The sequence below is a fragment of the Paenibacillus sp. BK720 genome, from assembly GCF_011761545.1.
Taxonomy (GTDB): Bacteria; Bacillota; Bacilli; order Paenibacillales; family Paenibacillaceae; genus Pristimantibacillus.
In genome coordinates, this window is the sequence record NZ_JAASRQ010000003.1 from 627,508 (window position 1) to 643,760 (window position 16,253).

The window sequence follows — 16,253 nt, forward strand, 5'->3', positions numbered from 1 at the left end:
CACGCGGACAGGAAGCGTCTTTTGTATGTCTGTACATCTAATTTGTCACTTTATTCCGGTACTCCTGAGGCGTGATGCCAAAATGCTTTTTGAACAGCTGGATAAAGTAGCTTGGCTTCTGATAGCCTAGCATGACCGAGATTTCATAGATTTTCTCATCCGTCTGGGCAAGCAGGTCAGCCGATTTCTCCATTCTTGCGCGCAGCAGGTATTCGCTGATGCCTTCTCCCGTCTCTGTCTTGTAAATCTTCGACAGGTAGGAGGGGTTGAGATACACATGCGCCGAGATGGAGTGAAGGGAGGCTTGCTCCAGATGATTGTGAATATACTCCTGAACCTTGCGGATAATGCTGGAACGGGAATCCTTATCCTCCGAATTGACCGATTTCCGGTAGGAAGCGATCGTCCGGGCTGTCCACGCGCGCAGGTCGTCAACCTTATGTATCGGGCTGCCGTTCGCAAACGCGTGGAAGTCTTCGCCAATCATATCGGACAGCCATTTCTTGTTCTTGTGCGCCAGGGCGGCAAGCGTTGCCGCAATCGAGAAGTAGGCCTCCAGCACATGCTCCTGCGATCCCCGCCATTCCTCCTCAATCTCGCGGAAGATCGCTTCCAGCTTCTCGCCGGCGGCATCCCATTGGCCAAGCTCCAGCATTTGCAGCACGGAAGGCGGGCGGTACAGCTCGCCAAGCAGCTGCGGCGTGCCGCGCGTCGGCTCCTTCGCGAGCGACACGAACAGCTCCTGTTCGCTGCCGATAAACTGGCGGAAGTTCGTAATGGAGGTCTGGTAGAGAGGGCCGACATCCTGCGGGAATGCTCCTCTTTTGCTCGTGAGAATGGAGATGCCGACCTTGAGATACGACTTCACGACATGCTGGAGCTGGAAGGCGTGGCTCTCAATCCATTCATCCAGGTCGCCTGGGATGGTTGAACCGGCTTTGGCTTTCAGGAGACATACGATAAAACCGTTCGAATCCTTGCAATGCCACATGTCCAATTGATCGCCAAACACTTCCTCCGCGATATTGGCCAGCGCGTAATCGATTAAAGCCTCGCTCTCGCCGTCATCGTAGAGATGTTCTCCGTCATCAATCCGGAGCAGCATGACATGGAAATTGTCGTTTTCTTGGAACGGTACCGAATAGGCGGCTAGTTTTTTGGACAGGCGCTGCGGGGACAGCGACTGCTTGCCGCTCAGCATATCCAGCAGCAAATATTCTCTCAGCTTCGGGAGCTGCTCCCGCAAGGAGTACATCGCACGCTGCATCGAGCTGATCTCCAGCCACTCCTGCTCAAGCTCCTTGATTGCGCGGCGAACGGAGGTCAGCAGCTCGTCGTCCGACGCCGGCTTCAATAGATAATCGCTGGATTTCAGCTTCAAGGCTTGCTTCGTATATTCAAAGTCGGAGTAACCGGAGAGCAGAATGCATTTGGTATGCTTCCAGTTCTGCTTGATTTCCTGAATAAGCTCCAGTCCCGTCATACCCGGCATCCGGATATCCGTAATGACGACATCGATTGCATGCTCATGCAACAGACCAATGGCTTCCGGGCCGGAATAGGCTTTATGGACAACATCCACGCCGGCTTCCTCCCATGGCAGCATATCTGCCAGATCGTCGGCAAGTATCGATTGGTCATCTACAATAAGAAGTTGGCGCATCTCTTGTTCCTCCTAAAAGAATTGCGAAGCAATTCTGCTTCGTAAGGATATGCTTATGAAATGGCTTGCATCATTGGTTTCCTTCACTGTCATTTGGCCAATAGAGCTCGACGGTAAGTCCGCCGTCATCGCCGCGGAACAGCCGGACGCCGGCTTCCTGTCCGTATTGCAGAAGCATCCGCTGGCGCGTATTCCACAGGGCGCAGCCCTTATCCTCCGTTGGCGGCATCGACATTTGCAGCTTTAATTGGGCCAGCTGTTCCTCCGTCACGCCAACTCCGTTATCGGTGACGGTTATAATGTTGTACCGGTCATTCTGCGAGCCGACAATTTGCACCTCGCCGCCGCCGATCGGCTCGAGGCCGTGCAGAACGGCATTTTCGACGATCGGCTGGAGGATTAACCTCGGAATTTCAAGCTCCTCCATAGCCTCCGGAATCGTAATGACATAAGTCATATCCTGGACGTTCATCGCCTGAATCGCCAGGTAGCTCTTCACCAGCTCCACCTCCTCGCGCAGGTAGGCCAGCTGTCTTTCGGACCTTGTTGTATACCGGTAATACCGGCTGAGATGCAGCGCAAGCTCCATAACGGATTCCTTTTCCCCAAGTCTCGTAAGACTGCGGATCAGAGAGAAGCAATTATAGAGAAAATGCGGATTAATCTGCGATTGCAGCTGCTTCAGGTTGGCATCCCTGGAACGAATCTGCTCCAGATACACGTTCTGAATGAGCTGCTCGATCTGGGAGGCCATGTCATTAAAGCTGACGAGCAGGAAGTGGAACTCATTGTTCGGATGGAACACCTTCAGCTTCGGATATTCGCCTTTCTTCAGCTTTTTCACGCCTCGGATCAGCTCCCGGATCGGAACCTGCACGTTGGTATACAGCACATAGGCCGCAATCGTACTGCCGATAAGAAGGAAGACGATGCAGATGTAAAAGAGATTGCTGTTCGCCGTAATCGGCCTGACGACATCATCGATGGGCAGGTAGTCGAAGAGGTACCAGCCAAGCTCGGGCATGTACACGCTGTTGACGGTATATTCGACCCCGTCGAGCTTAATGCGGGTATATTGCGATTCCGACAGCTTTTCCAGGTTTACCTTGGCAAGCAGCTTCTTCTGCAGCTCGGTATCGGAGCCGTTAACCGCAAGAATCTCCTGATTCGGCGAGCTGAAGAAGACATCTCCCTTGCTTCCCGCCTTGAAGCGTTCAAGCGCTTTTACTAATTCGTCGGCCGCAAAGCTGACTTCAACGATAACTCCCGCATTGCCGGAGGTGCTGTCGTAGGGCTCGCTGAGAAACCTTACGAACCTTGGATTGTTCTGATAATAAGGGGCAACGTTCTCGGTATATTTCCAGACCTTGGAATAGTTTTTCGCTACGAGATCCTTATCGTATTCCAGATGGAAGTCGGTTGAAACGAAGGTGTTGGTGGCCGGCGCATAGATGCTGATCGTTGTGTCCCAATCGGAGGAGGCATTAATGAGCCGAAGCTTGTCGGCAATGCGAATCTTCTGATCCGTTTGTTCGTATAGGGTGGCTATCTCCAGAAATTCGAGGGTACGGACGTTAATGTCTTCGGTTATCATAAGGCCGCTCTTCGCCAGCTGCTCCGCGGTTTCATCGGTCTCGGCGGCAAAGTAGGACAAGTCCTTGTGCATGGAAATTTCCACTTCGTTCATGACGACGTCCATGCTTGTCTTATTCGAAAACCAGTAGAGCGCGATAATCGGAATAAGCAGCAAAACGATGATGCCGACTATTTTTGTAAACGTATTCAATCGCAGCGACATGGTGTCCGTCTCCCCGCATCAAAGTCGATAAAAACAAAAAAATGGGGTATCGTTCTAAAATCATTGGCGCAGACTTCGCGATTCCCCGATTGATATACTTACTATACATCATGATGAAACTCTGTCAATCGACAAATAGAATAGCGGAAAGGACAATGGGGATGGGGACAACGACAAAGGCGATAGCCGGCAATGAGGTCTTGCGGCAGGAGACCGACAAATCGAAAACGAGAGGATTTTTGAAGAGGACCTGGCCTCTTCATGTCATGCTGCTTCCGGCGGTCATCCTGCAATTCATATTCGTGTACGTGCCTCTCGGAGGATTGGTTATCGCTTTTCAAGACTACAAACCGTACGATGGCATTTTCCATTCCAAGTGGGTAGGGCTTGAGCATTTCAAATTCATGTTCGATTATCCGGACATTAAGCAGGTTATTACGAACACGGCGCTGATCGCCGGCCTGAAAATTATATGCGGCATTATCGTGCCGTTTATATTCGCGCTTTTGCTGAACGAAGTGAATTATAATCCGTTCAAGCGTACGGTGCAGACGCTGGTCTACCTGCCTTACTTTATTTCCTGGGTATTTCTCGGCGGCATTCTGAATGACATGCTGGCATCGGACGGAATCATTAACTCGGTGCTTCACAACTGGTTTGGCGTAAAGGAATCGATTCTGTTCCTGGGCGATGGCAACTGGTTCCGGTTTGTCGTTGTGCTCAGCGACATTTGGCAGCAGTTTGGCTACGGCACAATCGTATACCTTGCCGCATTGGCAGGGGTTAATCCTTCCTTGTATGAGGCGGCTGAAGTAGACGGCGCGACGCGCTGGAAGCAGACGCGGCACGTGACGATTCCATCGCTTCTGCCGATCGTTATCGTAGTGGGCACGCTCGCGCTTGGCAATATCCTGAACGCCGGCTTCGATCAGATCTTCAACTTGTATAATCCGCTTGTCTACAGTAAAGGCGATATCATCGATACGTTCGTGTACCGTACGGGCATTCTGAACGGGCAGTACAGCTTGGCAACGGCCGTGGGCATCTTCAAATCCCTGATCGGATTCGTGCTTATCATCATCGGCTACAAGCTCGCTCAAAAATATGCGGATTATAAAATCTTCTAGAAAGGGGTACCAGCGTACATGTATCAAAAAACATTCGGCTACCGGGCATTCTCCGTCTTCAACTACGTTCTCCTGAGTCTGGCGGGTCTGCTGTGCATTATACCAATCATTCATATTCTAGCGATCAGCTTTAGCGCCAGTGCCCCTGCGAATGCGCATCTGGTGGGCATGTGGCCGGTTGATTTCAATACCGAGTCGTATACGAAAACGATGAACAACCCGAACTTCCTCCGGGCGTTCTGGATCTCGATCGGGCGTACGGCGCTCGGCGCGTCCATTACGCTGGCGGTTATTACGCTGGGCGGCTATGCTTTGTCGAAGGATAATACCGCCTTTAAGGCCCGCTCGAGATACGCTTGGTATTTCGTGTTTACGATGTGGTTCAGCGGCGGGATCGTGCCTTTGTATATCGTCATTCGCAATCTTCATATGATGAACACGATTTGGGCGCTTGTTCTTCCGGGCTCCGTTGCCGTATTCAACATGATTCTCCTGATGAACTTCTTCCGCGCTACGCCTAAGGAGCTGGAGGAGGCAGCCTTCATCGACGGAGCGGGGCATTTCTCGATTCTGTTCCGCGTCTATCTGCCTCTGGCCATGCCGGCGATCGCGACGATGTCGCTGTTCACCATCGTTGGCAACTGGAACGCCTGGTTTGACGCTTTGCTCTATATTAACGACTACCGCAACTATCCGCTCGCAACCTTCCTGCAGACGGTTATCGTACAGCAGGACTTCAGCAAGCTGAACCCGGACGTCAATGAGCTCAAGAACATTTCCCAGCGTACGGTGAAGGCGGCCCAGATCTTTATCGGGATGCTTCCGGTTCTGGTTGTGTATCCGTTCCTGCAGCGGTTTTTCGTCAAAGGGATTGTCCTTGGCGCGGTGAAAGAGTAAATATTTAAGAGGATAACAAAATGGCATGTTACTCAAAATTATGGTATTTCTATCATTAATAACCAAGACTATAGTATTACTTGAGAGTAAATAAAGCGCTCTCATGCTATAATAATCATTTTACGGGGGGAAAAAAATGCGTAATTCAATGAAAAAGCTAATGCTCGTTTCGTTGACGGGCGTGCTTGCGGCAAGTCTTGCGGCATGCGGATCGAACAATAATAATAACGGGAATAAGCCGTCGAACGATCCTGCGGCAACGAACTCCGGCAACGCGGCGGCAACAAACAATGCGGGTACGGACAACGCGGGCAGCGGCGTCGACGAGACGGGCTGGGACGGCAAAAAATACGTAGAGCCGATCACTCTGACAACGGTTAAAGGCGTAGGAACGAATTACTTCTTCAAAACGGGCGAAACGATGGAAAACAACGTTTTGCAAAAGTATATGAAAGACAACCTTGGCATCGACGTGAAATACGACTGGGTTGTAACGGATACAAACGATGCTTACAAAACGAAGCTTCGCCTGATGCTCTCCTCCGGCGAGAAAATGCCTGACGTCATTACGTACCGCGGCGACATGGAAACGGTTAACATGCTGATTGACTCCGGTCAATTCATGCCTGTGAACGAGCTGTTCGACAAGTATGCGGGCGAGGAGTACAAAAAAGCCGCTGCGCTGAACCCGGATACGTTCCTTCCGGTAACGCGCGACGGCGAGAAAATGGCGCTGCCGGTTCTCGACTACGCTTACAATGACGATATGGTTCTCTGGCTCCGTCAGGATTGGATGGATAAATTAGGTCTTCAAGCTCCTAAAACGGTTGCCGACCTTGAAGCCATCATGGATGCATTCACAAACAAGGATCCGGACGGCAACGGCAAGCCGGATACATTCGGCATGGCTCTCGGCTTCAAGAACGGCTTCCTGAACTGGATGACGGACGTAAGCTGGCTGTTTGGCGCTTACGGCACAATGCCGGGCCAATGGAATAAAGCGGCTGACGGCACGCTGGCTTTCGGCTCCGTGGATCCTGCTGCGAAGCAAGCTCTGGCAACGCTGAAAAACTGGATGGATAAAGGCTGGATCTCGAAAGACTCCGGTTTGAAGGATGACACTTCCGGCTCCGAATTCTTCACGAAAGGTCAAGCGGGTGCAATCGTAGGCCGCAACTGGCTGCCGGACTGGCCGTTTGGCGATCTGATCAACAATGTTCCTGGCGCGAAATACAAAGCTTACCCGATCCCTGCCGGTCCAGACGGTAAAATCGGTGCCCAAAGCGGCAACCCGTCCGTTAACGGCTGGATGCTGATCAACAAGAAAGCGGCTCATCCTGAAGCGCTGCTCCGTTACTACAACTTCTTCTTCGATAATTGGGCGAACCCGCAAAAAGGAAGCGAGTTCGAAAACGGCTTCGCGGAAGGCTATGACTGGGCGAAACTGCCGGACGGCACCATCACGAAGGATCCGCAAAAATATCCGGACCTGTTCCCGAACTATGCGGACCGCACGCATCTCGTGGAGCCAATCTACTACTCGCTGACCTTTGAAGGCGCACGTCAACCGGCTCTGTATGCAGACACGATGATTAAGCTATACAACGGCGAAGCTCCAACTACGCCATACGAAGAGCAAACGAAAGCCGTTCGTAAACCGGAAAACCTGGAAGCGATGAAGATCGTTATGGATCAAAAAGATATTCGCATGAAGAACTACTTCCAAGGTCCTCTGACCGAAACGATGAAGTCCAAAAACGAATTGCTGAACAAGCTGGTTAACGAATCGTATTCCAAAATCATCTACGGTCAAGCACCGCTTGATTCGTTCGATACGATGGTTGAGAACTGGAAGAAATCCGGCGGCGACCAAGTAACGAAAGAAGTAAACGATTGGTACGCTTCGGCTTCGAAGTAATCCAGCAATAGCTGCTAGCAACAGGATAAGGAACGCCCTATTTACGCCAGGCGTTCCTTTTCTTTTGCCGGTTACCCTTTTTTTGAAAATTCTGAAAACGTCACAACTAGTGCAGTCACCCTGGTCATCTTGCTTGAGAGGGGAAAACAGTGTTGACTAGAAAAAGAACAAGAAGGTTATTGTCGTTAGCGATGTCGGTCGTTATTGCGGTAAGTTACGTGCCTTCAGCCGTATTTGCGGCATCGGATACAGCGGCGGCAGCAACGGCTGCAGCAGCGCCGGATGTCGCGGGGCATTGGGCTTCGCGGCAGGTAACGGATTGGACCTCCAAGGGCATCGTTAACAGCTACCCGGACGGAACGTTTAAGCCGGAGCAAGGCATTACGCGCGCGGAATTTACGAAGCTGATTAACAGCTTGTTTGGTTTTACGGCAAAAGGAGAGAACAGCTTCTCGGATGTAGGGGCTGAAGCATGGTATGCCGATTCGGTGTCGATCGGGAAGAAAGCAGGCTTTATTAACGGTTATCCGAATGGAACCTTTAAACCAAATGAGGCCATTACAAGACAAGAGGCGGCAAAAATGGCTGCAGGACTGTTCAAATTGCCGTTAGTAACAGGCGCTGATCCGCTCGAAGCCTTTCAGGATAAATCACAGGTTAGCGCATTTGCGGCAGAGCCGCTGGGCCAATTGGTAAGCGGGGGCTATTTGAAGGGCTTCCCGGACGGGACGGTTCAACCGCTTAAGTCCATTACCCGTGCGGAAGCGGTTGTTCTATTAAGCCGCCTAGCAGGCGAAGTTTACGTGAAAGCGCAGACGTACAAGGATCAGAAGCTGGCGGGCAACGGGCTGGTGAACCTTGACGGCGTAACGATCGAGAACTCGGCAATCGGCGGGAATCTTTACTTGGCCGCGGGGATTGGCGAAGGCGATTTTACGCTGAAAAACACGGAAGTAAAAGGAACCATCTTTATAAGCGGCGGCGGTGTGCATAGTATCCATCTGAACAACGTGCAGACGCCAAATATCGTTGTGGATAAGAAGGAAGGACCGGTACGCGTCGTTGTTGACGGCTCGGAGGTCGGAACGATGAATTTGAATTCCGAGACGGTACTGGAAACGAATAACTCGGATATCGACCATTTAAACAATCAAACGGACGGTTCTACGTTAAACGGCAATAAGCTTAGCAAAGGCGAATCTCAAGTAGATAATCAGTCTAGCAACAGCGGCAGCGGAGGCAGCAATCCACCTTCTTCGTCGCCAACTCCAACGCCAACCGAGGAGTGGCAGATGGTCTGGAATGACGAGTTTGACGGAACCGGCAGCAACCTCGATACGAATGGCGTAAACCTCGACAAGTGGGGTTATCAGCTTGGCACGGGCTCGCAATACGGCCTTGACGGTTGGGGCAATAACGAACAGCAAAGCTATGAAGCGGACAATATGAAGGTAGAAGACGGCAAGCTTGTCATTACGGCGAAAAAGGAAGCGAACAGCAATAATAAGCCTTATACTTCCGGCCGAATTTTCACTCAAAATACGTTTACCAAAGCCTATGGCAAGTTCGAAGCGAAGCTGAAGCTGCCGAAGGGGCAAGGCTTCTGGCCAGCCTTCTGGATGATGCCTGCAGCAAGCGAATACGGCACATGGGCATCCTCCGGCGAGATCGATATCATGGAAGCGGTCGGCCGACTGCCGGGCGAGGTTTCCGGAACGATCCATTACGGCAAAGCCGCCCCGGGCAACCGCTACACAGGCAACAAATACAACTTTCCGAACGGAACGGATTTCAGCGGCGAGCATGTCTATGCCGTTGAATGGGAGCCGGGCGAAATCCGCTGGCTCGTTGACGGCGAAGTCTATCAAACGCAAAACAACTGGAACAGCTGGGGAATCGACCAGCCGGCGAAATACGCTTATCCGGCACCGTTTGATAAACCGTTTTATATGATTTTGAACCTGGCGGTTGGCGGCAACTTCGACGGAGGCAAGATGCCGCTCGACGACAACGCCAGGACGATGGAAGTCGATTACGTCCGCGTCTACGATAAGAAGGGCGGATACACCACTGAAGGACTTGAAGAGCCAAAGGTTGAACAAGAGGCTTTGCCCGACAATCATAAACCGGCCATTGACGGCAACTATGTGCATGACGTGAATTTCGCGAATGGCTTTAAGACGGTAGCGACGGACGCGGATACGCTGGATCCGGAAAAATGGAACTTTGTGCATGTCCCTACTTATAACGGCAACGGCTCCATCGGAACCGACGTTATTGGCGGCAAAACGTATGCCAAAGCGGACATTACGGCCGGAGGCTCGCAGGACTATGCCGTGCAGCTCATTCAGAATGTTACCGTAGGCAAAGGCCGATACTACAAGCTTTCCTTTGATGCCAAATCCACTGCGAACCGGACCATGTCCGCCAAGATTGGCGGCGGCGCCGACCGCGGCTGGGCAACCTATTCCGATGTTTTGTCGGCTAGTTTGACCGATGAATTCAAGACGTACAGCATGACGTTCCAGATGGCTGCCGACACGGATGTTCTGGCTCGCCTTGAGCTAAATATCGGCCTGAATACGAACCCCGTCTGGATCGGCAACGTGAAGCTGGAGGAAGTGGACGCACCCGATCCGTATAACGAGGATGCGGCGAAAGAGCCGATTAACGGCAATCATGTATACAACGGCAATTTTGACCTCGGAAGATTGGACCGTCTGACTTACTGGCATTTCAATACGGCGGACGGTGCGGCGGCAACGGCCTCCGTTGATCCGGAAGACCGCGAATTCAAGGCGAATATTACGAATGGCGGAGCGGATGCTTCTTCCGTTACCCTGCTTCAAAAAGGCGTTAACTTGATTCCAAGCAACGACTATCAAGTGACGTTTAACGCAAGCGCAGCTTCCGACCGTACAATCAAGGTTGGCATTCGGAAGCAGGACGGCACGAATGTGGTCGATCCGATTGAGGTCAACCTGACCGGAACATCCGCTGTACAGACGGTGAACTTCAACTCTGCGGCAGCAGCAGATGACAAGGCGATTCTAGTGTTTATGCTTGGCGGCAGCGATGCGGATGTGATCATTGATCATGTGGTTATGACCCGTCTGACGAACAATGGTATCGGCGATTTGCCGCTCTCCGAACAGTTCCCGCTGAAGAACGGCGACTTCTCGAACGGCAAAGCATCGTGGAACCTGCATGTGCAAGGCTTTTATGACGGCTGGGATAAAGTGACCGGCTATAACGAAGAAGCAGGAAGCATGAAGGTTAACGTAAGCAGCGTTGGCAACAATCCTTGGGATGTCATGCTGATGCAGAACGATTTTACTCTCCGGAAGGACAATACTTATGTTGTATCCGTGGATCTCAAATCAACCGCGGAGCGCGACGTGGAGATTGTCGTGGATAATGCCGGCGGACGATTGCTTTCGAAGATGGAGCACCTGACGGAAGATTATCAGACGTTTACGTATGAGCTGCCCGTTACGGCAGATACGTTAGCCTCCTTTAAAGTACTGCTTGGCAAGCAAGCAACCAATCCGGCAGGCGCGCATGATGTGTACGCGGACAACGTACGCGTGGAAATCAAAGGCGCCCGCGAGAAAGCCTTCCTATTAAAAAACGGCTACTTTACGGACGGCGAAGCCAACTGGTCAAAGCATATTCAAGGCGTGTATGACGGTACTTCGAAAGGAACGTTTGATTTTACGGGCGGCAGAGCAAGGATCAATATCGAGAATGCAGGCGCGAATCCTTGGGATGTGATGCTCTTCCAAGAGCCGCTTCCGGTAAAGAAGGATAACACCTATATCGTCACCTTTGACGCAAGATCAACCGCAGCCAAAACCATTGAGGTTATTGCGGAAAATGGCACTTATACCCGTTATCTGAATCAAAAATTAACGCTAGGCGAAACAACGAAGAGCTACGCCTTCGAGTTTACGATGCCTAAGGATGATACGGTAGGCTTGAAGTACCTGCTCGGCAAGAACGGCGATGTTCTGGCAGCGCATGACGTCTTAATCGACAACGTCCGCTTCGAGCGGAAGGGCGCCAAGGAAGCCTTGGGAGAAAAGGTATCGCTCGTGAACGATATCCGCCTTCCTTCGGCTCCAATCGTTACGCCTGATGTGTCGGACAACAGTCTGGGCAAGGACATTACGCTGACGTTCGCTTCCCAACCGGGCTGGAGCAGCTCGATTAACGCGATCACCGTGGACGGAACAGCGCTGGCTGCAGAAGATTACACGGTGGGAACAAACAGCATTACGATCAAAGCGAGCGTATTTGCAGCAGCGGGCGATCACGTTATCGTCGTTGCGGCATCCGGGTACGAGCTGGGTCAAGTCACGCAAACGATTGAAGCGCAGCAAATGTGGAGCCTTGTCTGGTCCGACGAGTTTAACGGCGATGCCGTCACTCCCGATACAAACGGCGTAGACTTGACGAAATGGGGCTACCAGGAAGGCAACGGCTCCGAATACGGCGTTGCGGACTGGGGCAATAACGAGCAGCAATACTACCGCAAGCAAAATATCGCCGTTGATCCGGCAACGGGCAACCTCGTTATTACCGCGAAAAAAGAGACGTTTAACGGCAAGCCGTATACGTCCGGCCGTCTCTGGACCAGCAATACGTTTACGAAGGCCTACGGCAAATTCGAAGCCCGGATGAAGCTGCCGGAAGGCACAGGCATTTGGCCGGCCTTCTGGATGATGCCGAAGGATAGCGAATACGGCGGCTGGGCCGCTTCCGGCGAGCTGGATATTATGGAAGCGAGAGGCCGTCTGCCGCATGAAGTCGGCGGAACGATTCATTACGGCAAGAATGCTCCGAACAATAAAGCAACGGGTGCGGCTTACAACTTCCCCGAAGGCGAATCGATCTCCGGTTATCATACCTATTCGGTAGAGTGGGAGCCGGGCGAGATCCGCTGGTATGTGGACGGCAATCTCTATCAGACGGTTAACAACTGGAACAGCTGGGGAGCCGATCAGCCGGATAAATACGCATATCCCGCGCCGTTTGATAAACCGTTCTATATTATTCTAAACCTGGCCGTTGGCGGTCAATTTGACGGCAACCGTCTTCCGGCCGACAGCGATCTGCCGGCGAAAATGGAAGTGGACTATGTTCGTGCCTACGAACTGACGGGCCGTCCTTACCGTACGCCGGTAGAACCGGATTCGAAGGACGAGATTCCGGCTAACGCGAAAGCGATTGTGGACCAGGACTTCGAGCATGGCTTGACCGATATTACGGACTCCACGCAGGCGCTTGACGCGAACTACTGGAGCTTCCTGCATACGCCGGACTTTGGCGGGGCAGGCTCTGCGGTCGTAGACGCCATCGGCGACGATAAGTTCGCCAAAGTGTCGATTACCGGCGGGGGCAACCAGAATTACGCACTGCAATTGATTCAGTACGCAACGATAACGAAAGGCCACGCTTACAAAATCAGCTTTGACGCCAAAGCATCGGCACCAAGAAACATGAGCCTGAAGGTCGGCGGCGATGCGGATAACGGCTGGGGCGCTTATTCGGATAACTTCGATGCCGCGCTGACAACCAATCTGAAGCATTACGAGTACCGCTTCCTGATGAATAACGATACCGATCTTGCCGCGCGGCTGGAGCTTAATCTCGGTCTTAATACCAATACGGTATGGATCGGCAATATTAAGATCGAAGAGGTTGACGCGGTATCCGAGCAAAACGGGGCAAAAGCGCCGCTTGGCAACGGACAGCATGTGTACAACGGCAATTTCGATCTTGGATCGATGAACCGTATGACCTACTGGAACTTTGAAACTTCGGGCGGCGCGAACGCTGTTGCTTCGGTTGACTCAGAGGCAAGACAGCTTGAAGCCGCCATCGCAAACGGCGGAGACAGTCCATCGGACATTACGCTTACGCAGAAGGGCATCAATCTGCTTCAAAACGATTCCTATAAGCTGGACTTCAAGGCTTCGGGGGAAGCGGAGCGTTCCATTAAGGTTTCATTCGTAAGCAAGGACGGCCATACAGTCTATGCATCAAAAGACTTTACGATCGGCACGGCAATGGGCAATCAGGAGCTTGCGTTTACGATGCCGATTGGCGTTACGGATGAGGAAGGCCAGCTGGTCTTCGGACTTGGCGGCAATGACGCGGATGTTGCAATCGACAACGTTTCCCTGATCCGGACGACGAATAACAACTTCGACTTCACGGGCGTTGACCTGTTCCCGCTGAAGAATGGCGATTTCTTCGCCGGCCTTCTGAACTGGGAGCAGAATACGCAGGATGGCGGGGCTGCACAGTTCTTCACGGAGGATGGCGCCGCAAAAATCAACATAACAAGCCTTGGCAATCAGCCATACAGCAATATGCTGATTCAAGGCGGCATGAGCTTCAAGAAGGGCCTAACCTATACGCTGGAGTTTGACGTAAAAGCCTCCGTTGCCCGCGACCTGCAGGCTACGTTGGAAAACGCCTCGTACGTCCGGAGATTGGATTCCGGCGTGCAAGCCGTCGGCACGGACTGGACGCATATGACATTTACCGTTCGCCCTACGGCCGACGAGCTGCTTGCGCTTAAGATCATGCTCGGCAAAACGCCGGGTGGAGCAGTGGGTACCGTCTGGATCGACAACGTTGTGCTTGAGGTGGAAAATGCGCCGGTGAAGCGTCCGCCAACGATGGTAGCGGACAGCACGGATAATCTCGCCGGCCAAGAGATCGCGATTCCTTTTGCGGATGACGCTGCCTGGAGAGGCGCTATTACGTCGGTGTCCGTAAACGGTGCGGCTCTCAATGTCTCGCAATACGCAGTAGCAGCAGGGATGCTGACGCTTCATTCGGATGTCTTCTCCGTTGACGGCAACTATCCGGTGAAGGTAGCCGCGACCGGGTATGGCGATGCTGTCCTGACGCAGCTAGTTTTCTCCGGCGATGGCAACCTTGTATTAAACGGCAGCTTTACGAACGGTACGGCTAACTGGGAATCGTGGAAAGGAGCCGATGACTACTCTTCGATTTCGGTAGAGGACGAGAAGGCTGCAATCCAAATCAACTATAACGGCGGTTTGGACCCGCAATGGAGCGTTCCGTATACGTGGTCCACGCAGTTCATGCAATCCGGCATCAAGCTGAAAGCCGGCAAAACGTATGAGCTGAGCTTTAAAGCCTGGTCAACCGTTGACCGTCCGATTCTGGTCGAGTTGACAGGTTACAGCGGCAATCAGCAAGTGCTGTTCAACCTTACAGGCGACTCTTCTACGGTCTATACGAAAGTATTGAAGCCAACGGCTGACATGACGCTGACGGTGAAATACTTGCTTGGCAATGTCATTAGCGGAGATATTACGACACCATCCGGCGAGCATACGATTTATATCGATGAAGTAGCCGTCCGGGAGAAAGTGTCCCCGCCAACGGTGACGGCAGATTCAACGGATAATAAGCTGACCAGCCCGATTGAATTGACCTTTGCGGATAATGCGGCTTGGCGAAACGCCATTACGGGCATTACAATCGATGGGGCAGCCGTGAATGCAAGCCAATATACGGTTGCGGCAGGCAAAATCACGTTTGACGCATCCCTGTTCCCATCGATCAAGACGTATTCCATAGCCATTCTGGCTAATGGCTATGCGGCAGCGGAAGTATCGCAGGAAGTGAAGACCAACGCGAAGAACATCGCTCTCGGCAGCACGGCAACCGCTTCTACGAATAACCAGCCTGCAGCAAACGCAATTGACGGCAAGGCCGGAACAAGATGGGAGAGCGCCGCACAGGATCCGCAGTGGATCTCGCTTGACCTGAAGAAGCTCTATAAGCTGGACAGCATGACGCTGAGCTGGGAAGGGGCTTACGGCAAGACGTATTTGGTTCAAGTCTCTTCGGCGGAAACGCCGGGCGATAGCGACTGGACCACCATCTTTACCGAGCCTTCCGGCAACGGCGGTATCGACAACATTACGCTGCACGGCGAAGAAGCGCGCCATGTGCGGATCTACGGTACGGCAAGAGGCACGCAATGGGGCTACTCGTTATGGGAGGTCGAAGTATACGGCAATCCGTCGAATCCCGACCCGGTATTGCCGCTTGGCCCAGCCTTGACAGCGGACCCGACCGATAATAAGGTTGGCAGTAGCATCGACCTTGCTTTTGCCAGCGATTCCGCATGGGAAGGCGCGATTACGGCCGTTAAAGTCAACAATGCCGCTCTTGCAGCCAGCCAGTACACGGTTGCAGCAGGCAAAATCACGCTGAATGCAGGCGTATTTGCCGCAGCCGGCAGCTACACGATTACGGTAACGGCTGCCGGTTATGCGGACAATGAAGTAACTCAAGCGGTCACGGCCGATGTGAACCTCGCTCTTGGCAAGACTGCCGTTGCTTCCTCCGTGCAGGGTGCATTCCTGGCGGCTGAGGCTACTGACGGCGATCAGGGCTCGAGATGGGGTGCGGATTGGACAACAAACACGGATAACCATCCAGAATGGATTTACGTGGATCTAGGTGCCGTAGAATCCTTCAGCAAGCTTGCTTTGAACTGGGAAGGAGCTTACGGGAAGTCGTTCGACATTCAAGTGGCTCAGCCGGGTGCCGATCTGACCGATAACGCGAGCTGGACGACAGTCCATACCGTTTCGGGACAATCGCTTAGCGGAGACGGATTGAAGCAGATTATTAATCTGGATGCTCCTGCGCAAGGTCAATATGTTCGAGTCTATGTAACAGAGAAGGGCTTTGCTCCATACGGTCCTTCGTTATACGAAATCGAGCTCTATAAATAAGTGGCTAGAGAAGAGACCCCGCAAAATTCAACATTGCCGGGGTCTCTTCCTGTTATCA

6 protein-coding genes are annotated in these 16,253 nt (G+C 52.4%); 4 read left to right on the forward strand and 2 right to left on the reverse strand.

Features of this window, described 5'->3' with window-relative positions; translation table 11 throughout:
* Positions 1-37: 37 nt before the first annotated feature.
* Entirely contained in the window at positions 38-1,663 is a 1,626-nt protein-coding gene (locus FHT67_RS14865) for a response regulator transcription factor (RefSeq protein ID WP_167199385.1), read from the reverse strand.
* Positions 1,664-1,733: 70 nt separating this feature from the next.
* Positions 1,734-3,461, reverse strand: a complete 1,728-nt coding sequence (locus FHT67_RS14870; RefSeq protein ID WP_167199387.1) for a sensor histidine kinase — start codon at positions 3,459-3,461, stop codon at positions 1,734-1,736.
* Positions 3,462-3,622: 161 nt separating this feature from the next.
* Here FHT67_RS14870 and FHT67_RS14875 point away from each other — a divergent pair, with 161 nt between their 5' ends.
* From FHT67_RS14875 to FHT67_RS14890, 4 genes are all read left to right on the forward strand, one after another.
* Positions 3,623-4,588 (forward strand): ABC transporter permease, encoded by a 966-nt coding sequence (locus tag FHT67_RS14875; protein WP_481856706.1) that lies wholly within the window; start codon positions 3,623-3,625, stop codon positions 4,586-4,588.
* An 18-nt stretch (positions 4,589-4,606) separates the two neighbouring features.
* On the forward strand, positions 4,607-5,485 hold the full coding sequence (locus FHT67_RS14880; protein WP_132310072.1) for a carbohydrate ABC transporter permease: 879 nt from the start codon (positions 4,607-4,609) through the stop codon (positions 5,483-5,485).
* A 148-nt stretch (positions 5,486-5,633) separates the two neighbouring features.
* Positions 5,634-7,403: an extracellular solute-binding protein gene (locus tag FHT67_RS14885; protein ID WP_243867164.1), complete on the forward strand. Its 1,770-nt coding sequence runs from the start codon at positions 5,634-5,636 to the stop codon at positions 7,401-7,403.
* Between the two features lie 149 nt (positions 7,404-7,552).
* Positions 7,553-16,195, forward strand: a complete 8,643-nt coding sequence (locus FHT67_RS14890; protein WP_167199389.1) for a hemoblobin-interacting domain-containing protein — start codon at positions 7,553-7,555, stop codon at positions 16,193-16,195.
* Positions 16,196-16,253: the final 58 nt, after the last annotated feature.